22 protein-coding genes are annotated in these 20,206 nt (G+C 74.2%); 17 read left to right on the forward strand and 5 right to left on the reverse strand.

All coding sequences use genetic code 11. The features are described 5' to 3' along the window. Positions 1-21 precede the first annotated feature (21 nt). On the forward strand, positions 22-750 hold the full coding sequence (locus DQ239_RS13365; RefSeq protein ID WP_199582988.1) for a M15 family metallopeptidase: 729 nt from the start codon (positions 22-24) through the stop codon (positions 748-750). Between the two features lie 12 nt (positions 751-762). Here DQ239_RS13365 and DQ239_RS13370 read toward each other — a convergent pair whose 3' ends face one another. Then, the gene (locus DQ239_RS13370; protein WP_113834910.1) at positions 763-1,572 is read right to left on the reverse strand and encodes a DUF3097 domain-containing protein; all 810 of its coding nucleotides are present in this window, start codon (positions 1,570-1,572) and stop codon (positions 763-765) included. A 338-nt stretch (positions 1,573-1,910) separates the two neighbouring features. Between DQ239_RS13370 and DQ239_RS13375 the strand changes: the two genes are divergently transcribed. Continuing rightward, positions 1,911-2,798: a PRC and DUF2382 domain-containing protein gene (locus tag DQ239_RS13375; protein ID WP_113834911.1), complete on the forward strand. Its 888-nt coding sequence runs from the start codon at positions 1,911-1,913 to the stop codon at positions 2,796-2,798. 87 nt (positions 2,799-2,885) lie between these two features. Here DQ239_RS13375 and DQ239_RS13380 read toward each other — a convergent pair whose 3' ends face one another. Beyond that, positions 2,886-4,181: a M18 family aminopeptidase gene (locus DQ239_RS13380; protein WP_113834912.1), complete on the reverse strand. Its 1,296-nt coding sequence runs from the start codon at positions 4,179-4,181 to the stop codon at positions 2,886-2,888. A 27-nt stretch (positions 4,182-4,208) separates the two neighbouring features. On the opposite strand from DQ239_RS13380, the gene DQ239_RS13385 reads away from it, so the two are divergent. The 4 genes from DQ239_RS13385 (at position 4,209) to DQ239_RS13400 (ending at position 8,244) form a co-directional block, all read left to right on the forward strand. Next, a complete protein-coding gene (locus DQ239_RS13385) occupies positions 4,209-4,787 on the forward strand; it encodes a molybdenum cofactor biosysynthesis protein (protein ID WP_113834913.1) in 579 nt (192 codons plus the stop codon). Between the two features lie 30 nt (positions 4,788-4,817). Continuing rightward, a complete protein-coding gene (locus DQ239_RS13390; RefSeq protein ID WP_113834914.1) occupies positions 4,818-5,486 on the forward strand; it encodes a phosphotransferase in 669 nt (222 codons plus the stop codon). 100 nt (positions 5,487-5,586) lie between these two features. Further along, complete coding sequence (locus DQ239_RS13395; RefSeq protein WP_113834915.1) at positions 5,587-6,243, forward strand: hypothetical protein; 657 nt, start codon at positions 5,587-5,589, stop codon at positions 6,241-6,243. 117 nt (positions 6,244-6,360) lie between these two features. Continuing rightward, positions 6,361-8,244, forward strand: a complete 1,884-nt coding sequence (locus tag DQ239_RS13400; RefSeq protein ID WP_113834916.1) for an AAA family ATPase — start codon at positions 6,361-6,363, stop codon at positions 8,242-8,244. A 24-nt stretch (positions 8,245-8,268) separates the two neighbouring features. Here DQ239_RS13400 and DQ239_RS13405 read toward each other — a convergent pair whose 3' ends face one another. Continuing rightward, positions 8,269-9,396 carry an NDMA-dependent alcohol dehydrogenase gene (locus DQ239_RS13405; RefSeq protein ID WP_113834917.1) on the reverse strand — a complete coding sequence of 376 codons (1,128 nt, stop codon included), beginning with the start codon at positions 9,394-9,396 and terminating at the stop codon, positions 8,269-8,271. 146 nt (positions 9,397-9,542) lie between these two features. Here DQ239_RS13405 and DQ239_RS13410 point away from each other — a divergent pair, with 146 nt between their 5' ends. The 4 genes from DQ239_RS13410 (at position 9,543) to DQ239_RS13425 (ending at position 12,535) form a co-directional block, all read left to right on the forward strand. Next, positions 9,543-10,976 (forward strand): bifunctional 3-(3-hydroxy-phenyl)propionate/3-hydroxycinnamic acid hydroxylase, encoded by a 1,434-nt coding sequence (locus DQ239_RS13410; protein WP_113834918.1) that lies wholly within the window; start codon positions 9,543-9,545, stop codon positions 10,974-10,976. Between the two features lie 450 nt (positions 10,977-11,426). Next, complete coding sequence (locus tag DQ239_RS20355) at positions 11,427-11,597, forward strand: hypothetical protein (protein ID WP_158544834.1); 171 nt, start codon at positions 11,427-11,429, stop codon at positions 11,595-11,597. Positions 11,598-11,709: 112 nt separating this feature from the next. Beyond that, positions 11,710-11,919 carry a hypothetical protein gene (locus DQ239_RS13420; RefSeq protein WP_113834920.1) on the forward strand — a complete coding sequence of 70 codons (210 nt, stop codon included), beginning with the start codon at positions 11,710-11,712 and terminating at the stop codon, positions 11,917-11,919. 73 nt (positions 11,920-11,992) lie between these two features. Then, the gene (locus DQ239_RS13425) at positions 11,993-12,535 is read left to right on the forward strand and encodes a hypothetical protein (RefSeq protein WP_113834921.1); all 543 of its coding nucleotides are present in this window, start codon (positions 11,993-11,995) and stop codon (positions 12,533-12,535) included. 83 nt (positions 12,536-12,618) lie between these two features. Here DQ239_RS13425 and mftD read toward each other — a convergent pair whose 3' ends face one another. Both mftD and mftR read right to left on the reverse strand, forming a co-directional pair. Next, positions 12,619-13,845, reverse strand: coding sequence for a pre-mycofactocin synthase MftD (gene mftD / locus DQ239_RS13430; RefSeq protein WP_113834922.1), 1,227 nt, complete (start codon positions 13,843-13,845; stop codon positions 12,619-12,621). Positions 13,846-13,955: 110 nt separating this feature from the next. Then, a complete protein-coding gene (mftR, locus tag DQ239_RS13435) occupies positions 13,956-14,558 on the reverse strand; it encodes a mycofactocin system transcriptional regulator (RefSeq protein ID WP_233489189.1) in 603 nt (200 codons plus the stop codon). 122 nt (positions 14,559-14,680) lie between these two features. On the opposite strand from mftR, the gene mftA reads away from it, so the two are divergent. The 7 genes from mftA (at position 14,681) to DQ239_RS13470 (ending at position 20,175) form a co-directional block, all read left to right on the forward strand. Continuing rightward, positions 14,681-14,800: a mycofactocin precursor MftA gene (mftA, locus tag DQ239_RS13440; protein ID WP_113834923.1), complete on the forward strand. Its 120-nt coding sequence runs from the start codon at positions 14,681-14,683 to the stop codon at positions 14,798-14,800. Positions 14,801-14,814: 14 nt separating this feature from the next. Continuing rightward, positions 14,815-15,117: a mycofactocin biosynthesis chaperone MftB gene (gene mftB, locus DQ239_RS13445; RefSeq protein ID WP_233489191.1), complete on the forward strand. Its 303-nt coding sequence runs from the start codon at positions 14,815-14,817 to the stop codon at positions 15,115-15,117. After that, on the forward strand, positions 15,114-16,349 hold the full coding sequence (gene mftC, locus DQ239_RS13450) for a mycofactocin radical SAM maturase (protein WP_113834925.1): 1,236 nt from the start codon (positions 15,114-15,116) through the stop codon (positions 16,347-16,349). The genes mftB and mftC overlap by 4 nt, the downstream gene beginning before the upstream one ends. A gap of 123 nt (positions 16,350-16,472) precedes the next feature. Beyond that, the gene (locus tag DQ239_RS13455) at positions 16,473-17,309 is read left to right on the forward strand and encodes a mycofactocin-coupled SDR family oxidoreductase (protein ID WP_113834926.1); all 837 of its coding nucleotides are present in this window, start codon (positions 16,473-16,475) and stop codon (positions 17,307-17,309) included. Then, positions 17,309-18,145: a mycofactocin-coupled SDR family oxidoreductase gene (locus tag DQ239_RS13460; protein WP_113835045.1), complete on the forward strand. Its 837-nt coding sequence runs from the start codon at positions 17,309-17,311 to the stop codon at positions 18,143-18,145. The genes DQ239_RS13455 and DQ239_RS13460 overlap by 1 nt, the downstream gene beginning before the upstream one ends. A 65-nt stretch (positions 18,146-18,210) precedes the next feature. Continuing rightward, positions 18,211-19,188, forward strand: a complete 978-nt coding sequence (locus DQ239_RS13465; protein ID WP_233489193.1) for a MoxR family ATPase — start codon at positions 18,211-18,213, stop codon at positions 19,186-19,188. A 351-nt stretch (positions 19,189-19,539) separates the two neighbouring features. Next, positions 19,540-20,175, forward strand: coding sequence for a VWA domain-containing protein (locus tag DQ239_RS13470; protein WP_233489194.1), 636 nt, complete (start codon positions 19,540-19,542; stop codon positions 20,173-20,175). Positions 20,176-20,206 lie beyond the last annotated feature (31 nt).

A 20,206-nucleotide genomic window follows, 5' to 3' on the forward strand; every position in this document is an offset into this window, starting at 1 on the left:
CTGCTGGTGTCCGGCGGAGCCGTGACCGCGAGCGAGCTGCTGGACCCGCGGAGCTTCGCGGACGCGGTCGCCGTGTCCCCGACGGAGGCGCCGGCGGTCGCCCCGTCGGCTCCCCCGGCGCCCGACCCTCCCCCGCCGCCGGCGCTCCCGCCGGCGTTCGACCGCGGTCAGCGCTCGATCGACGACCCGGCCAGCACCTGGGTGGTGGTGAACAAGCTGAGGCCGCTGCAGCCCCTGGACCACGCCCCTGCCGACCTGGTCGACATCGGCGGGGGGATGCAGCTGCGGGCGGAGGCGGCGCGGGCGGTCGCGGCGCTGCGGGCCGAGGCCGCGGCGGCGGGACTGGACGTCGAGGTGCAGAGCGCCTACCGCTCGTTCGAGTACCAGCAGGGGCTGTTCGGCAACTCGGCGGCGCGCTTCGGCGTCGCCGGTGCGGAGCTGCGCAGCGCGCGGCCGGGGTTCAGCGAGCACCAGACGGGCCTGGCCGTCGACGTGGGCGGCGGGGGCTGCGACATCGAGCGCTGCTTCGGCGACACGGCGGAGGGGCGCTGGGTGGTCGCCAACGCGCACCGGACGGGTTTCGTCGTCCGCTATCCCGCGGGCTCCGAGCAGGTCACCGGCTATCAGTACGAGCCGTGGCACCTCCGCTACGTCGGGCCGGAGCTGGCGACCGAGCTGCACGACACCGGGGTGGCGACCCTGGAGGAGTTCTTCGGCCTCCCGCCCGCCCCGCAGTACGCCGCCGGCTGAGCGCTGCGGGTCTCAGTCGGTCGTGACGAAGTCGATCAGTTCCTCGACCCGGCCGATCAGCTGCGGCTCGAGGTCGGTCCAGGTGCGCACGCGGGCCAGGATCCGCTGCGCCCAGACGTAGCCGGTGTCGTCCTCCCAGCCCAGCCGCCGGCAGACGCCGGTCTTCCAGTCCTCGCCCTTGGGCACCGTCGGCCAGGCCTTGATGCCGACGACCGAGGGCTTGACGGCCTGCCAGATGTCGATGAACGGATGGCCGACGACGAGCGCGTGGTCACCGCTGATCTGCTCGGCGATGCGGGACTCCTTCGACCCCCGCACGAGGTGGTCGACGAGAACGCCGAGGCGCCGTCCCGAGGCGGGCCGGAACTCACGGACGATCGAGGGCAGGTCGTCGACGCCGTGCAGCGGCTCCACCACGACGCCCTCGATGCGCAGGTCGTGGCCCCACACCTTCTCCACCAGCTCGGCGTCGTGCTTGCCCTCGACGTAGATACGCCCCTCGCGGGCCACCCGGGCGCGGGCGCCGGCGACGTACGTGGATCCGGAGGCGCTGCGCGCCGGGGCCGACGGTGCGGCCTGCTTCGGGCGGACGAGGACCACCGGCCGCCCCTCCACCCAGAAGCCCGGGCCCAGCGGATAGCCCCGGACGCGACCGTGCCGGTCCTCGAGGTGGACGACGTCCTTCTCGCAGCGCACGACCGCCCCGACGAAGCCCGAGCTCGGGTCCTCCACGACGAGGTCCTTCTCGGCCTCGACGGTCGGCGCCGGCTTCTTCTGGGTGCGCGGGTGGACGAGGTTGTCGTACGGCGAGCGGGGAGGCACCCGACGACGCTAGGCAGACGCGGGCCGGACGCCGCGGACGACGCGCCGGGGCCCACGGTGCCCGACGCGCCGGGCGGAGAGCGAAACTGCGGAGAGTGATCGGGCGATCAGAACGGTTGTGTCACGCAATCAAGGGCCTCGGGGATCTGGCTGCTCTGCGCTGACCTGCGCGAACGGAGCGCTATACCCGGTTGCGGTGTCGGACCGTCACGCCTAGTCAGGGCGACTCGTCCACGCGGTCGCGCGTGGCACCGGCGACGGATCGTTTCACCCCGCCGCGCACGGTCACCCCTCCCTGTGATCCGCAACACCTCAGCAGAGACGGGAGCGCATCAACGATGATCGGTACCGAGACCCTCGACCGCGTGATCGGCAAGGACGTCTACGACGAGGCAGGCCAGAAGATCGGCTCGGCCGGCGAGGTGTACCTCGACGACGAGACGGGTCAGCCCGAGTGGGTCACCGTCCGCACCGGCCTGTTCGGTACGAAGGAGTCGTTCGTCCCGATCCGGGACGCGGACCTGACCGATGACGGCCTCCGGGTTCCGGTGAGCAAGGACCGGGTGAAGGACGCTCCGAAGATCGACACCGACGGTCACCTGTCGCCGGAGGAGGAGCAGGAGCTCTACCGCTACTACGGCATGGGCACCGGCACGACCGGGCGGACCGACACGAACCGGACCTCCGAGATGGACCTGGAGAACACGTCGGGCCGCTCCATGGCCGGCACGGGCACCGTCGGCACCGACGTGGCCGGTACGGGACGTCGGGACACCGACGGGGACGGGGTCTACGACGACGTCCAGGGTCGGGCCGTGGGCCACGACACCTCCGGCCCGACCGCCGACGACGCCATGACCCGCTCCGAAGAGCGCCTGCGGGTCGGCACCACCACCGAGGAGGCCGGCCGCGCGCGGCTGCGCAAGTACGTCGTCAGCGAGAACGTGACGCAGACGGTGCCGGTGACCCACGAGGAGGTCCGCCTGGAGCGCGAGCCCATCACCGACGCCAACGTCGGCAACGCGATGGACGGCCCGGCCATCTCCGAGGAGGAGCACGAGGTCGTGCTGCACGCCGAACGCGCCGTCGTGGAGAAGGAGGCCGTGCCGGTGGAGCGCGTGCGCCTGGACAAGACGACGGTCACCGAGCAGGAGCAGGTCTCGGCCGACCTGCGCAAGGAGGAGATCGAGGTCGAGGGCGGCGGGGACGCCGAGCGCCGCAGGTGAGCTGATCCCCGGGTGACACCGGGGGCGAAACGGCGGCGGCCGGCCGGGCGACCTTCGATGCCCCGGCCGGTCGCCGTTCTCATCGGGTCAGTCGGAGAAGCAGGCGGCCAGCGCGTCAACCATCAGCGGGACGTCGAGCGCCGAGGCCAGCTCGCGGCAGGAGTGCATCGCCAGCTGCGGGATGCCGACGTCGACGGTCGCGATGCCCAGCCGGGTCGCGGTGAGCGGCCCGATGGTGCTGCCGCACGGCAGGTCGGCGCGCATGACGAACGACTGCACCGGCACGCCGGCCTCCGCGCACCGGTCGCGGAACCACCCGCCGCTGGTCGCGTCGGTCGCGTAGGCCTGGTTGGCGTTGAGCTTGACCACCGGGCCGCCGCCGAGCCGCGGCTGGTGCGCCGGCTCGTGCCGCTCGGCGCGCGTGGGGTGCACGCCGTGCGCCATGTCCGCCGAGACCAGCCGGGAGCGCGCGATGGCCCGGTGCACCGCCTCGCCGTCGCCCGAGTCGGTGGCGGTGGCCAGCCGGCGGACGACGTCCTCGAGGAAGCTGCCACGTGCCCCGGCCATGGAGCCGCTGCCCACCTCCTCGTGGTCGTTGCACACGAGCACCTGGGTGCGCTCCCCCGCGGGCGCGGCCAGCAGCGCGAGCAGCCCGGCGTGGCAGGAGGTCAGGTTGTCCAGCCGCGGGGCGGCGATCCAGCTGCCGTCGGCGCCGGCCCGGGCGGCGGGCTGGGTGTCGGCCAGCACGAGGTCGTGCGCGACGACGTCGCCGGGGGTGGCTCCCGCGGCGGCCGCGACGGCCTCCAGCAGGCCCGGCTCCTCGCCGAGGTCGCCGTCCCAGACCGGGACCAGGTGGCGCTGGGGGTCCAGGGTCAGGCCCTCGCGGACCGAGCGGTCGAGGTGGATCGCCAGCGACGGGAAGCGCAGCGGCGTGCCGGGCAGCCGGACCAGCGTCGTCCCCCCGCCGCGCAGCACGACCCGCCCGGCGACGGTCAGCTCGCGGTCCAGCCAGGTGTGCCAGAGCCCGCCGCCGTACGGCTCGACGCCGACCAGCCGGTAGCCGGCCGCGCGGACGTCGGAGTGCGGGCGGACCTTGAACGTGGGGGAGTCGGTGTGCGCGCCCACCAGCCGCATGCCGGTGTCGCCGAGCGGCCCGCTGCCCAGCCGGAAGGCGATGAGGCTGCCGTACCGGACGACGAAGTGGCGCCCGCCGGCCGACAGCGACCACCGGTCGGTCTCGGCCAGCTCGGTGAACCCGGCCGCGGTCAGCCGCCGCGCCAGCTCCGCCACCGCGTGCCCGGGCGACGGCGAGGCGTCCACGAACGCCCGCAGATCGTCGCCGAGGGCGAGGTCGTCGGCAGGGGCAGCATCCGGCGTCGGCATGCCGCCATCGTGCCCGACACTGCGGACATGGCCGTCCCCGACCTTCCGCACCGCTACGACGTCGAGATCGTGGGGCTGGTGGCCTCCCCCGCGCACCGGTACGACGGGCGCCCGGGCGGTGCGGTGCCCGAGCAGGCGGCGGACCGGCGGGAGGAGATCGAGGTCCGCGCCGGGTACGGCGTCGTCGGCGACCGCTACGCCGGCCGGCCCGCGCACCGCGACGCCCAGCTCACGGTGCTGGCCGCCGAGGCGGTCGAGGCCCTCGCCGCGGAACTGGGCACCGGCGGCCTGGACCCGCTGCTGACCCGCCGGACCGTGGTGCTCCGGGGCGCGGAGGTGGAGGCGCTGCGCGGCGCCGAGTTCTCGCTGGACAGCGGCGCCGGCGAGGTGCGGCTGCGCGGCGGCCGCCCGGCCCACCCGTGCGCCTGGCTGGACACGGTGCTCGCGCCCGGCGCGCACCGGGGGTTGCGCGGCCGGGCCGGCATCCGCTGCGCGGCCCTCGCGGACGGAGTGCTGCGCCTCGGACCGGCCGTCCTGCGCTCCGCCGTGCCCCTGGACCCGGCGGCCGCGGGCGTCCCGGTGCGCCCGGCGCCGCGGCGACGCTGAGCCGGCTCCCGTGCTGCCACACTCCTGCGCGTGCAGCTGGTCGGCGGAGGGCGGGATGCCGACGTCTTCGCCCTCGACGGGAACCGGGTCCTGCGGCGCTACCGCGACCCCGGTCGGTCGGCCGAGCGCGAGGCCGCGGTCATGGCGTACGCCCGCTCCGCCGGCCTGCCGGTGCCGGAGGTGTTCGACGTCGACGGCGCGGACCTCGTCCTCGAGCGGGTCGTGGGCCCGACGATGACGGCCGCGCTGACCCGGCGGCCGTGGACCCTGGCCGCGCAGGCGCGCGTGCTGGCGGGACTGCACCGGGCGGTGCACGACGTGCCCGCGCCGGACTGGCTCGCCGGACCGTTCGGCGGCGGGAACGCCCTGCTGCACCTGGACCTGCATCCCGAGAACGTGCTGCTGACCGCCGACGGCCCGGTCGTCATCGACTGGACCAACGCGGCCCGCGGCCCGGCGGAGGTCGACGTCGCCGACGCGTGGCTGGTGGTCTCGGTGGGCAGCGTCCCGGGCGGTCGGCTGCAGGCCGCGGTGGTGGGGGCCGCCCAGGGCACCTTCGCCCGGGCGTTCCGACGCGCGACGGGACTCGAGCCGGGGCCGGCGCTGGCCGTCGCGGCGACCCGGCGGCTGGCCGACCGGAACCTCGACGACCGGGAACGGCAGCGGATCCGCCGGCTCGCGGGTCTGCCCGCCGGGTGACCGCCGTCACCCGATGGATGTCGTGGCCGCGCGGCGCCCCGCCGACGCCTGACAGGATGGCCGCGCCCCCGGATACGGGGTCCGACGTCCGAGGAGTCCCATGCGCATCCGCACGTTCACCGCTCCGGCCGCCCTGGCCGCCGGGGCGCTCCTGCTCACCGCCTGCGGCAGCAGCCCGCTGGAGGGCAAGAACGGCCCGGAGGTCGCCGAGCTCGCCGCCGACGCGCTGGAGGAGGCCGGGTCGGTCCACCTCAAGGGCACTCTCTCGCAGGACGGGGAGGAGGCCGAGATCGACATGCAGCTGCAGGGCGACAACGCCGCCGGCTCCATCACCGTCCAGGACATGGAGATCGAGCTCATCAACATCGGCGGGGACGTCTACGCGAAGGCGACCCCGGACTTCCTCGCGTCATACGGCGTGACCGCCGAGGACGCGGAGCAGTACGACGGCCAGTGGGTTGCCTTTCCGGCCGACGGAAGTTCCGGCTTCGAGGAATTCAACCTGACCCAGACCGTCGAGCAGCTGCGAGGTGACGACGCCGAGGACGGAACCGACAAGGACGAGCTGGATGGTGACGACGTCGTCGTCGTCACGCTGGAGGACGGGACCGAGCTGAGTGTGCGGGATGACGACCCGCCGTATCCGCTCGAGCTCGCGGATGACGAGGGCACGTTCACCTTCACCGAGCACGGCGAGGACGAGGACATCTCCGCTCCTGAGGATGTCATCGAGCTGGAACAGATCACCGCGAGCTGAGCCACCCAGCGACCGAACCGGCCGGGACCCCGATCGGGGGTCCCGGCCGTCGTCGTCCGGGCGCCCCCGGCCCGCTGGGTACGGTGCTGGCGCTGCCGCTCTCCCAGGAAGGCCCCCATGCCTGTCGCTCAGCCGGTGACCCCCGATCCCGCGGTGCCCGGCCCGGTCGTCGGGCTGGCGCGCGAGCGCGAGGTCCTGACCGTCGCACTGGCGACGCACCGCCACGTCGTGCTGGAGGGCCCCCCGGGCACCGGCAAGTCCACGCTGCTGCGCTCGGTGGCCGCCGAGACCGGTCAGGACGTCGTCTTCGTCGAGGGCAACGCCGAGCTAACGCCGGCGCGGCTGATCGGCCAGTACGACCCCTCCGCGGTGCTCGCCGGCGGCGACCTGCCGGAGAACTTCACCGACGGCCCGCTGCTCACCGCGATGCGCGGCTCGGGCCTGCTGTACCTCGAGGAGCTCAACCGCATCCCCGAGGAGACGCTCAACGTCCTCATCACGGTGCTCACCGAGGGCGAGATCGCCGTCCCCCGCCTCGGCACCGTGCACGCGACCTCGGGCTTCCGGCTGATCGCGGCGATGAACCCGTTCGACGCGATCGGCACCGCCCGCGTGGGGCAGGCCATCGCGGACCGGATGTGCCGCGTCGTCCTGGGCTACCAGCCCGAGGACGCCGAGCGCGCCATCGTCGCGGGTGTCACCGGGGCCGATGCGGCCCAGGTCGTGCTGGCCGTCCGCCTCGTGCGGGCCACCCGCGAGCACCGCGACCTGCGCACCGGCTCGTCGGTGCGCGGCGCCATCGACCTGGTGCTGCTGCTCGACGGGCTGCTGCGGATGCGGGGGCAGCAGCTGGCCGGGGGCCGCGAGACCGCCCGGGACGCTGCGCACGCCGCGCTGTCGGGCCGGATCCGCGTCACCGAGGGCGTCGAGCGCACGCCGGAGGCGGTGCTCGACGAGATCCTGGACGAGGTGTGGCCGGAGAGCGCGGCGCCCCCGGCCCCGGAGCGGACGCCCGGGGACGACGCCGCGCAGCTGGGTGGTGGTCAGGGAAAAGCGCCGGGCCCGTCGGCTGAGACGGGCACGGAGCAGCGCGCACCCCGCACCGACCGGGCCTCCCGGCGCGGTCCGCGCACGACCGGGCGGCGCGAGATGCAGCTGCGGCACCAGGCGTTCCAGTCGGTCAGCCCCGAGGTCGGCGAGCTCGACGAGGACGCCTTCGCCGGCCTGATGGGCGCCGACCCCGACGCCGCGGCGGCGCTGCTGGCCGACCTGGCGACCGCGACCGACCGGGAGCTGCGGTCGGCCGCGCGCCGGCTGGCCGCGCGGGTGTTCGTGCAGGTCGGCCGGGTGGGGGCGACCCGCGCCCGCGGCACGCGGCGGCTCGTGGCGACCCGCCGTCCCGAGGGCGACCTGGACCTGGACCGGACCCTGGACCGCTGGTCCGGCGTCTGGCCGCCGACCGCCGAGGACCTGGTGACCCGCAACTGGACCGGCTCGCGCCGCGCCGTCTGCCTGCTGGTCGACCGATCGGGATCGATGCAGGGGCTCGGGGTGGCGATCGCGGCGGTCGCGGCGGCCGGCGTCGTCCTGGCGGCCGACGAGCGGCTGCAGACCAGTGTGCTCACGTTCGCCGACGACGTGACGGTGCTGCAGCCCCTCGGCCGGCACCGGGCGGCGGAGGACGTCGTCCTGGAGCTCGTGGGGCTGCGCGGGCACGGGAAGACCGACATCGCCGCCGCCCTGCGCGGGGCCCGGCGCGAGCTGCTGCCGGCGACGGCGGACGAGCGGGTGGTCGTGCTGCTCTCCGACGGGCTGTCGACGGCGGGGGAGCCCGCGGCCTCGGCGCTGGCCGGCATCGACCGGTTGCACGTGCTGTGCCCGCTGCCCAGCGACGAGGCGCTGGAGGCTGCGCGCCTGCTGGCCGTACGCGGGGGCGGGCGGATGGAGCCGGTGCGGTCCCTGAACGAGCTCGGGCCCGCCCTCACCCGGTTGCTGGGGTGAGGGCGGGCCCGAGGGTGCGGCCAACTACGAGCGGTCGGCGTCCGTGTAGACGATCATGCCGCGGATGTTCTTGCCGTCGCGCATGTCCTGGTAGCCCTGGTTGATGTCCTCGAGCTTGTACCGGGTGGTGACCAGCTCGTCGAGCTTGAGCTGCCCCTCCTGGTAGAGCGACAGCAGCTCGGGGATGGCGTTGCGCGGGGCCAGGCCGCCGAAGATGGCGCCCTGCAGGTCCTTCTGCAGCAGCGTGAGCTCGAACAGGCTGAGCTTCACGTCGATGTTGGCCGCGCTGCCCATGCCGGTGACGACGGCGCGACCACCCTTGCCGGTGACGCTCATGGCCGAGGCGACGTCCTCGCCCTGGATGTCGCCGACGGTGATGATCGTCTTCTCCGCCATCCGGCCCCAGGTCAGCTCGTTGATGGCCGGCACGGCCTCCTCCATGCTGGCGAAGGCGTGGGTGGCGCCCAGGTCCATCGCCCACTCGCGCTTCTGCGCGACGGGGTCGATGACGATGACCCGCTTGGCGCCGGCCGCCGCCGCACCCTGGATGGCGTTCATGCCGACACCGCCGGCGCCCATGACCACGACGTTGTCGCCGGGGCGGACGTCGGCGACCTTGGTCGCCGACCCCCAGCCCGTGGTGACGCCGCAGCCGACGAGGGCGGCGATCTCCAGCGGGATGTCGGGCTCGATCCGCACGACCGAGGCCTGGTTCACGGTGATGTAGGGGGAGAAGGTGCCCAGGAGGCACATGGGCGAGACGCCCTGGCCGCGGGCGGTCACCCGGTGGGTGCCGTCGGAGATGGCGGTGCCGCCCAGGAGGTGCGCGCCGAGGTCGCAGAGGTTCTGCTGACCGCGGGAACACGGCGGGCACTTGCCGCAGGCGGGGATGAAGGCGGTGACGACGTGGTCGCCCTCCTTGAGGTCGGTCACGCCCGGGCCCACCTTGACGACGGTGCCGGAGCCCTCGTGGCCGCCCAGCGCGGGGAAGCCGACCGGGGTGGCGCCGGTGACGAGGTGCTCGTCGGAGTGGCACAGGCCCGACGCGGCGAGCTCGACGGTCACCTCACCGGCTACCGGATCGCCGACCTCGATCTCCTCGACCGACCACTCCTCGTCCACGCCCCAGAGAATCGCGCCCTTGGTCTTCACTGCTGTCCTTTCGATCGAGGCCCGCCACCGATGACGGGTGCGCAGCACGAGAGTGCTCCGAGCCACACTCTCAGCAGGTCTGCCCGGCGCGTCAAGGTGGGGGGCCGTGCGGTGCTCCGGCGGGCGACACGGGGACACTCGTCGCCGTGTCCGGCGCTCCCGTGGTCGTGGTCGGTGCCGGCCCGGTGGGGCTCACCGCGGCGCTGCTGCTCGCCCGCCGCGGCCTGCCCGTGCTCGTGCTGGAACGCCACCGCACGCCCTACGACCTGCCCCGGGCGGTGCATCTGGACGACGAGGTGTTCCGCGTCCTGCAGCACGCCGGCGTGGCCGACGACCTCGTCCCGCTCACCCGCCCGCTGGCCGGCCTGCGGCTGGTCGACGCCCCGCGCTCGGTACTCGCCGAGTTCCGCCGCGACCCCGCCGCGGGCCGCAACGGGTGGCCGCAGGGCTCGCTGGTGCACCAGCCCGACCTCGAGGCGGTGCTCGCCGCCGCCGTCGAGCGATCGCCGCGAGTGGAGCTGCGTCGCGGCGCCGAGGTGACGGGGGTGACCGCCGACGGCGACGGCGTCACGCTGACCGTGCGCGACCGGGACGGCGGTGCGGACCGGTCCGTCCGGGCGACGGCGGTCCTCGGCTGCGACGGCGCGAACAGCACCGTGCGCGGCCTCATCGGATCCCGCATGCGCGACCTCGGGCCGGCCGATCGCTGGCTGGTGCTCGACGTCCGGTCCCCGGTGCCGCTGCCGATCTGGCCGGGGGTGTCCCAGGTGTGCGACCCGGCGCGCGCCGCGACCTTCATGCCGGTCACCGGCGACCGGTACCGCTGGGAGTTCCGGCTCGCACCGGGGGAGACCGTCGCGGACCTGACGACGCCGGCCGCGCTCCGCCGGTTGCTGGCGCCGGTCGACCCGTCGGCGGTGGAGCTGGTGCGCGCCGTCGAGTACACCTTCCGCGCCCAGGTGGCCGACCGCTGGCGCTCCGGGCGGGTGCTGCTCGCCGGCGATGCCGCCCACCTCACCCCGCCGTTCGTCGGCCAGGGGCTCGGCCTCGGGCTGCGCGACGTCCACCAGCTGAGCTGGAAGCTCGCCGCCGTCCTGGCGGGGGAGGCCGACGACGACCTGCTCGACAGCCACCAGGCCGAGCGGGAGCCGCACGCCCGCGCCCTCATCCGGCTGGCGCTGCTGCTGGGCCGGCTCATGACCGGCGGTGGCCGCGGCGCGGCGGGGATGCGGCGGGCCGTGCTGGCCGTCGTCCGCAGGATCCCGACGGTCGCGCGGCTGGCCACCGACAGCCGTACCCCACCGCTGCGCGGGCCGCTGGTCGACCGGCGCGGCCGGGCCGGGCGGCGGCTCGCGGGGTCGCTGCTGCCGCAGCCGTGGGTCGTGGTGGAGGGGCGCAGGTGCCGGCTCGACGACGTGCTGGGCGACGGTGCGGCGGTGCTGACCGCCGATCTCGACGTGCGCCGGGCCGACGGGACGACGGCGCGCGTCGAGGACCCGACCGGGATGCTGCGGCGCTGGCTCGGGGGCGCCGGACGGGTGGACGTCCGCCCCGATCGCATCGTCGCGGCGGCTCGCTGAGCCGTACCACTGATCGCCGGCAGCGGGACACCCAGACGGGTGGTTCGGCGGCTGGGGGATCGGCTGCGGCTGGTTCGGTGGACGCATGTGGCCGACGATCTTCCGATGAACGAGTGGCTGGCGCGAGCGTCCCGGTGGCAGGTGTGCCTCGTCCTCGGACTCCTGTGCGGGCTGCTCACCGGCCTTCTCGCCGCCACCCTCGGTGGACCCGGTCGGACAGGAGCCCTGTCCGCCGCAGTCGGTGCCGGGATCGCTGGTGCGCTCCTTGGTGCGACGGTGCCCCAGGCCCAGGTGCGCCGCCAGACGGACGCCATTGGAGTGCTTTCTCCCGCGGTTCGCCGTGCCGCGGGTCGTGCGGCCCTCGGAGGTGCTGTGCCCGATGACCCGGTCACCCGTGCTGCTGCCTACGAGTTGGCGCAGCAGTCTGTGGCGGATCGGCAGCGCCACCGCGTGCTCGGACTCCTGGGTTCGCTGGTCTTCCTCGGCCTGCTCGTCCGCCTGGCACTCGAGAGCTCGCCGTGGTGGTGGGTCGGCGTGGCAGTCGTCCTCGCAGGACTCGCCTACGGTCGGCTCGTGCTCCCGCGGAGACTGCGCCGGCGTGCGGAGCTGCTCCGACCCTGAACGTCGTGGCCCTGTCCGCCTGGCTGCGCGGCCGGATGCGCGAGCGGGCGGCGCTGCTCGCCCCGGGTTCTCCGCTGGACTGAGCGCCGGTGCCCGGGGGTAGCGGGACGCCATGAACATCGACAAGAACCAGATCCTGGAGCTGCTGCGCTCACAGGGCGACGAGGGCAGGGCCCAGCAGGCGGAGTCCGAGCTGCCCGATCAGGTGGACACCGACCGGGACGCCGGGCTGCTCTCGAAGTTCGGCATCGACCCGATGGAGCTGATCAAGCAGCTCGGGGGCGGCGGCATCGGCGGCAAGCTCGGCGGTCTGCTCGGCTGACCCGCGTCCGGCCGGCGCGACCCGACCGGGTGACCTGCTGGCCCGGCACGCTCCCCACCAGGACGATCGGTGCATGCGCGAACGGTTGCTGCACGCCCCGGCCTGGGTGCTCGGGCTGCTGAACGGGTCGCTGTTCGGCTCGTTCTGGGCTGTGTGGACTCACTACGGGGACGGTGAGAGCTGGACTGCATCCCTCGTCCAGGGCGGTCTCCTGGGGATCTTCTTCGGTGCGGTGATGGGAGCAGTTCAGCACCGACAGCAACGAGGGGTGCGGGAGGTCGCGGAACGCTCGCCCGAAGGTCTCTCGAAGCGGGTCCGTCGGGCGGCGTTCCGCGGGCCGGTGCCCCCCGACCCTCAGGTGCGGGCGGCCGCCCACGGCCTGGCGGTCGCGCAGTGGGAGCAGTACGACCGGCAACGGCGGTGGGCATCGCCCCTGTTCGGGCTCGGGGCGCTAGGGTCCGCGCTCGTCGCGCTCACCGACAACGCATGGTGGTGGCTCGGCGTCCCAGCGTGGGCGCTCGCGGCCGTCGGCCACCCGTGGATGCGCACCCGTCTGCGCCGTCGGGCCGAGCTGCTGCGCCCTGACGGGATCGCCGAGTCCGCCGCATCTCGCTGACGCGGCGCACCGACCGCGGGGAAGGGCACCTCCAGAACGGTGTCCTGAGGTTACTTTCCCCGCGGTCGGTGGAGCGAGGAGGCTCAGGCCTTGCCGGACGCCTCCGGCGCGAACGGGGCGTCGACGCCGTCGACGCCCAGGTGCCGCTCGAAGGACGGCGGGATGACCAGGTCGTCCGGGCTGAACTGGTCGATCGAGGTGTGGCCGAGGCCGATCATCGCCGAGCCCAGGCCGTCACGGAGCAGGTCGAGGACGTTGCCGACACCCGCTTCGCCGTTCGCGCCCAGCCCCCACAGGTAGGCGCGGCCGATCATGACGGCCCGCGCGCCCAGGGCCAGGGCCTTGGCGACGTCGCCGCCGCGGCGGATCCCGCCGTCCAGCAGCACCTCGACCTGGTCGCCGACGGCCCCGGCGATCGTCGGCAGCGCCCGGATCGCGGCCGGGGTGCCGTCGAGGTTGTTGCCGCCGTGGTTGGAGACCGAGATGGCGCTGACGCCCGCGTCGACGGCGCGCTTGGCGTCGTCCACCCGCATGACGCCCTTGAGCATGAAGGGCTTGTCGGCGCCCCACAGCTCGCGCAGCCAGGCGACGTCCTCCCACGTGGGCATGGGGGACTGCATCCACTGGCCGTAGGCCTCGAAGAAGGTCGGCGCCGGGTCACCGGGGGTGGCGACCATGTTCGGCACGGTCAGGTCCGGGATCTTCCCGGTCTTCGCGAAGCTCCACAGCCAGCGCGGCTTGGTGATGACCTGCGGGGCGTACCGGCGGGCGGCCTCGACGTTGATCCGCTCGGGGATGAAGGGGCTGCCCCAGTCGCGGCCGTAGGAGAACGACCAGTCGAGGGTCGCGATGAGCCCGGCGGCGCCGGCCCGGCGGGCGCGCTCGACCTTGGCGGCCATCACGTCGCGGTCCCCCACCCAGTACAGCTGGAAGAAGGTCTTGGGGTTGGCCGCGATCACCTCCTCCATGGGCTTGCTCGCCATCGAGGACAGGCCCATGGCGGTGCCGCGGGAGGCAGCGGCGCGGGCGACGTCGACCTCGCCGTCGGGGGTGACGGCCTGGACGCCGGTCGGGCTGATGATGACCGGCAGGCTGATCTCCTGGCCCATGACGGTGGTCGCCATGTGCTTCTCGTTCGACAGCCCCGCCGTGTGCGGCGCGAAGCCGAGCTCGGCGAAGGCGGCGATGTTGTCCTCGGCGGTGAGCCCGCGCTCGGAGCCCGCGACCAGCGCGCCGTAGACGCCCTTGGGCAGCCGCTTCTTCGCCCGTCGCTGGGCCTCGGCCACCGACTCGAACCACGGGTTCGCCATGTGCTGGTCTCCTGTCGCTGATCTGCTGCCGCCGCCCGGAGCGGCCGGTGACACCGAGTGCCACCCTATCGGCACGGCGGGAGAACTGCGCCACACCGGCGGGTGAGGGCTCAGCGGAGCAGCGCGGGAAATCCTGCGGTCAGCTCGGCGAACGCCTGGCGGAGGTGGTCGCCCAGCGCCGAGCGCTCGTCGCGGAGCCAGGCCTGGAACGCCGTCGTCGCGGCCGCGCGGGTGGTCGCGGCCACCAGCCGCGGGACCAGGTCGGTCTCCCGCCCCGCCGAGCGCGCAGCGACGTACCGGGCGACGACCCGGTCCACCTCCGCGTACCGCAGCTGCGAGTGCGCCAGGAGCGCCGGCTCGGTGAGGATCAGCCGCATCCGCTCGCGCAGCAGCGGCAGCTCGGCCGCCACGTAGTCGTTGACCTCGACGTAGGCCGCGCACACCGAGCCCAGCACCGGCTGCGCGGGGTCGGCGTCCGCGAGGAGCTCCTCGAGCCGGGCGACGTGGGCGGCGAAGTCGCCCCAGACGGCGTCGGCCTTCGTGGCGAAGTAGCGGAAGAACGTGCGCCGGCTGATGCCCGCCGCGTCGGCGACCTCGTCGGTGGTGACCTGCTCGAAGCCGCGCAGCGTGAACAGGTCCAGCGCCGCCCGCTCGACCCGGGCGCGGGTGCCCTCGGCCGGGACGCCGGGGACAGCGGTCTCGATGGCGGTCACGCCCGCATCATGCACGGTCCGCACCCGGGAGCCGGTGGATCGGACACCCCCTGTTGCCGCGTGGCACCGGGTGTCATTAGCCTCGCTGCAACGTCCGTGACCGCGATCACCTGGAGTGCGCCATGCCCGAGACCACCACCGACGTCGACACCGCGCCGGCCCCCGCCGCCGCCGAGGAGACCCTGGTCGAGGAGTCGCTGGTGGAAGAGGTCTCGATCGACGGCATGTGCGGCGTCTACTGAGCGACGACGTCCCGGTGACCACGGCGGTGTCTCCTGCCGAGGTCGCGTTCGACCCGGCCGCGCCCTGGCGGCGCGCCCGCTCGGTCGCGCTGCGGCCCGAGCCCTTCGGCGCGCTGGTCTACCACTTCGGCAACCGGAAGCTCTCCTTCCTGAAGTCGAAGACCCTGGTCGCCGTCGTCGAGGCGCTGGCCGACCACCCGAGCGCAAGTGCCACCCTCGTGGCCTGCGGCGTCACACAGGCCCAGCGGCCCGCGTACGAGAAGGCGCTGGCCGACCTGGCCCGCTCGCAGATGATCGAGAGAAGGACCGACGCGTGACCGCTCTCCTGCCGCCCCGCCCCACCACCCCGGCCGAGCGCCCCGTCGGTGGCCGGCTCGTCGACCAGTTCGAGTACGGCCTGGACGCCCCGATCTGCCTGACCTGGGAGCTCACCTACGCCTGCAACCTGGCGTGCGCGCACTGCCTGTCCTCCTCGGGACGGCGGGACCCGAACGAGCTGTCCACGGCCGAGGCCGAGGCGGTCATCGACGAGCTGCAGCGGATGCAGGTCTTCTACGTCAACGTCGGCGGCGGCGAGCCCACGGTCCGGCCGGACTTCTGGCACCTGCTCGACTACGCCATCGGCCAGGACGTCGGCGTCAAGTTCTCCACCAACGGCATCAAGCTGGACAAGGCCCGGGCCGCCCAGCTGGCCCGCACCGACTACGTCGACGTGCAAATCTCCCTGGACGGCGCCACCGCCGAGGTCAACGACCGGGTGCGCGGTACCGGCTCCTACGCGACGGCGATGCGCGCGCTGGAGAACCTGGCCGAGGCCGGGATGAAGGACTTCAAGGTCTCCGTCGTCGTCACCCGGGAGAACGCCGGCCAGCTCGACCAGTTCAAGGCGCTCACCGACTCCTTCGGCGCCCAGCTGCGGATCACCCGGCTGCGCCCCTCCGGCCGCGGGGCCGACGTCTGGGACGAGCTGCACCCGACGATGGCCCAGCAGCGCGAGCTCTACACCTGGCTGCTGGCCAACGGCGACGGCGTCCTGACGGGGGACTCGTTCTTCCACCTGTCGGCGTTCGGCGAGGCCCTGCCGGGGCTGAACCTGTGCGGCGCGGGGCGCGTGGTCTGCCTGATCGACCCGGTCGGCGACGTCTACGCCTGCCCGTTCGCCATCCACGAGAACTTCCTCGCCGGCAACGTGCGCGACGAGGGCGGGTTCCAGCGGGTCTGGCAGTCCTCGGAGCTCTTCGCCGACCTGCGCAACCCGCAGACCGGCGGCGCGTGCACGAAGTGCGCCCACTTCGACGCCTGCCGCGGTGGGTGCATGGCCGCCAAGTTCTTCACCGGCCTGCCGCTGGACGGCCCGGACCCCGAGTGCGTGCAGGGGTACGGCGAGAGCGCCCTGGCCGCCCGCGACCTCGAGCTGGTCACGCCGCGCAGCCACATCGACCACTCGCACAGCGGACCGGTCCGCGGGCAGCCGACGCTGCTGGGCATCCCGTCCATCCCCGCCAAGATCTGCGACGAGTCCCCGCTGGCGGGCATCGACCTCCGCTGACCGCCCTCGCCCCGCCGTAGACCGTTGTGGCGTGGGTCACTGCCCTTTAGCGTCCCTGCCCGAGGCGCCTCGCGTCGCGCGCCTCCTCCGGAGCGCGGTCGACGACGAGGTCGAGGGGCAGACATGGGCAAGCTGGACGGCAAGGTCGCATTCATCACCGGCGCCGCGCGCGGCCAGGGGCGGTCCCACGCCCTGCGGCTCGCGCAGGAAGGCGCCGACATCATCGCCGTCGACATCTGCGCGCAGGTCGGCTCGGTGGGCTATCCCCTGGCCACGCCGGAGGACCTGGCCGAGACCGTGCGGCAGGTCGAGGCCCTGGACCGGCGGATCGTGGCCTCGCAGGCCGACGTGCGCGACAGCGGGGCGCTGACGGAGGCCGTGGACGAGGGCGTCGCGCAGCTCGGCCGGCTCGACATCGTGCTGGCCAACGCCGGGATCGCCAGCTTCGGGCCGGTCACCGAGCTGACCGACGAGATGTGGGACGACATGATCGACATCAACCTCACCGGCGTCTTCAAGACCGTCCGGGCCGCGGTGCCGCACCTGCGGGCGCACGGGCAGGGCGGGGCCATCGTGATCACCAGCTCGACGGCCGGGATCAAGGGGATGGGCAACCTGGCCCACTACGTCTCGGCCAAGCACGGCGTCGTGGGCCTCATGAAGACGCTGGCCAACGAGCTGGCCCCCGACATGATCCGCGTCAACTCGGTGCACCCGACCGCGGTGGACACCGACATGATCCACAACGACCAGACCTACGGGCTGTTCGTGCCGGACAAGCCGGCGGCCGAGGTCACCCGGGACGAGGCCGGCGAGATCTTCCAGGCGCTCAACGCGCTGCCCATCCGGTGGGTCGACCCGGTGGACATCAGCAACGCGATCCTCTTCCTGATCAGCGACGACGCCCGCTACGTCACCGGCGTGCAGCTGCCGGTCGACGCCGGATCGGTGGTGAAGTGATGGCCGGCCGCGTGGAGGGCAAGGTCGCCTTCATCACCGGCGCCGCCCGCAGCCAGGGCCGCAGCCACGCGCTGCGGCTGGCCCAGGAGGGCGCGGACATCATCGCCGTCGACATCGCCGGACCGGTCGGGTCCATCCGGATGTACCCACCGGCCACGGAGGAGGATCTGGCCGAGACGGTCCGGCAGGTCGAGGCGCTGGACCGCCGGATCGTGGCGACCAAGGCCGACGTGCGCGACTCCGGTGCCCTGCGGGCCGCCCTGGACGAGGGCGTGGCCCAGCTCGGCCGGCTCGACATCGTGCTGGCCAACGCCGGGGTGTTCGAGATCCAGCCCGCGCTCGAGCTCTCCGACGACGACTGGCGCGAGATGATCGACATCAACCTCACCGGCGTCTGGAACACCTGCAAGGTGGCGCTCCCGCACCTGGTCGAGGGCGGCCGCGGCGGGGCCATCGTCCTCACCAGCTCCACCGCCGGGCTCAAGGGCGTGCCCAACACCGTCCACTACACGGCGGCGAAGCACGGCGTCGTGGGCATCATGCGGACGCTGGCCAACGAGTTCGCGGAGCACTCGATCCGGGTCAACAGCGTGCACCCCACCGGCGTCGACACGGTGATGATCCAGAACGAGAAGACCTGGGGCCTGTTCACGCCGGACGACCCGTCGCCCTCGCGGGAGAAGGCGGAGCCGGTCTTCCGGGCGACCAACGCGCTGCCGGTGCCCTGGGTGGATCCGGTGGACATCTCCAACGCGATCCTCTTCCTCGTCTCCGACGAGGCCCGCTACATCACCGGCGTGACCCTCCCGGTCGACGCCGGCTTCACCACCCGGTAGCGGCCGCCGTCCCGGCACCGGGGCGGCCGAGCGAGCGAAGGAGCACCGAGATCTCCAGGGACGACGTGTTCGACGGCGATCCGGTGGTGACCGGGCTGCGGGTCACCGGCGACGACGGGGCCGCGGTGCGGGCGGTCCGGGCCCGCGTCGCCCGCCACCTGGTCGGCCGGGAGAACGAGCTGGACCTGCTGCTGGCTGCGGTGGCCGCCGGCCGGGACCTGCTCCTGGAGGGCCCGCCCGGCACCTCGAAGTCCACGCTGCTGCGCGCGGTCACCGCGGAGTGGGGGATCCCGCTGGTCTTCGTGGAGGGCAACGCCGACCTCACGCCCACCCGGCTGGTCGGGCACCACGACCCGGCCCGCGTGCTGCGGGAGGACTACACGCCGGAGAACTTCGTGCCGGGGCCGCTGATCGAGGCGATGCGCTCGGGCGGGTTCCTCTATGTCGAGGAGTTCAACCGGGCACCGGAGGACACCCTCAACACGCTGCTGACCGCCATGGCCGAGCGCCGGATCGCCGTCCCGCGGGTGGGCACGGTCGTCGCCGAGCCCTCGTTCCGGGTGATCGCCTCGATGAACCCCTTCGACAACGTGGGCACGACCCGGTTGTCGACCTCGGTCCACGACCGGCTCTGCCGCCTGGCGATCGGGTACCAGGACGCCGAGGCCGAACGGGGCATCGTCGCCCGGCGCACCGGCGTCCGATCCCCGCGGCTGGTCGCCGACGCGGTGGCGCTGACCCGGGCGACCCGGCAGCGGGACGACGTCCGGCAGGGCAGCAGCGTGCGCGGCGCCATCGACGTCGCGCTGATCGCCGCGCAGCTGGCGGCGATGCGCGGGACGACGCTGCCGGACGAGCCGTCGCCCGACCCCCCGCGCGGGCTGCCCGCGGACTACACGGCGACCGTGCTGGACGCGTTGATGCTCGCGCTGTCGGGGCGGATCTTCCTCGACGAGACCGTCGAGGCGACGCCGGAGGCGGTGCTGCGCGAGCTGTGGGAGGACCACTTCCTGCTGCGCCCCGCGGCGGCCGCGCCCGGTTGAAGAGCGGTCGAGGCCGACAGCCCCGTCACCAGGCGAGCCGGCCACCCCCGCGGGGCCCGGCCGCTGCGCCGCCGTCCCAAGCAGCTCACCGAGGAGCCGTCGCTCTACCGGCCCGCGGGCGGTGGGGGCGGGCTGGCGCTCTCCTCCGGGGACCGCCGCCGGGGCGCGTTCCGCCCGGGTCCGTCCGGGGCGAGCGCGCCGGGCACCACCGACGAGCCGGCGGAGCTGATCCCGCTGGCGGACCTCACCGCCGAGAGCCCGGCGGACCAGCTCACCCGGCAGCGGGCCCGGCAGATCGCCCGGCGGCTCGCCGTCCCCCGGCCGCCCCGTGACCGGCGGCTCCGGAAGGGGGTGGGTGAGCTGGTCAGCCGCTCGTGGAGCGGCGGATCCGACGAGCTGGACCTGGAGCGGACGCTCGAGCAGATCGCCGGCAACCCGTTCCCGGAGGAGACCGACGTCGTCGTCCGGGAGCGGGTGCGGCAGCGGCGCACCGTCGTCCTCGTCGTCGACGTCTCCGGCTCCATGAAGGGGGAACGGGTGCGCACGGCCGCCGCCGCGGTCGGGGCGCTGGCGGGGGAGCTGGCGCGGGACCCCCTCGCGGTGGTCGCCTTCTGGTCGGACGCCGCCGTGCTGCTGCGCCGGGGGGAGCAGGTCGCCCCGGAGGCGCTCCTCGACCTCCTCCTCCGCGTGCCGGCGCAGGGCCTGACCAACGTGACCTTCGCCCTGGAGACGGCGGCGCGGCAGCTGTCCGGGGTGCACCCGCGGGACGCGCGCGTCCTGCTGCTCTCCGACTGCGTGCACAACGCCGGCCCCGATCCGCGTCCCGTGGCCGCCCGCCTCCCGCGCCTGGACGTGCTGCTCGACACCTCGGGGGAGGACGACGTCGAGCTCGGCCGCGACCTGGCCAGGGCCGGCCGCGGGCGGCTCCGGCTGGTCCGGGACCACCGGGACGTCGCCACCGCGCTCGCCGCCGTCTTCGCGGAGTGACCTGCCACACCCGCCTCACACCTAGGGGTAA

This window comes from Blastococcus sp. TF02-09, assembly GCF_003319105.1.
GTDB lineage: Bacteria > Actinomycetota > Actinomycetes > Mycobacteriales > Geodermatophilaceae > Blastococcus.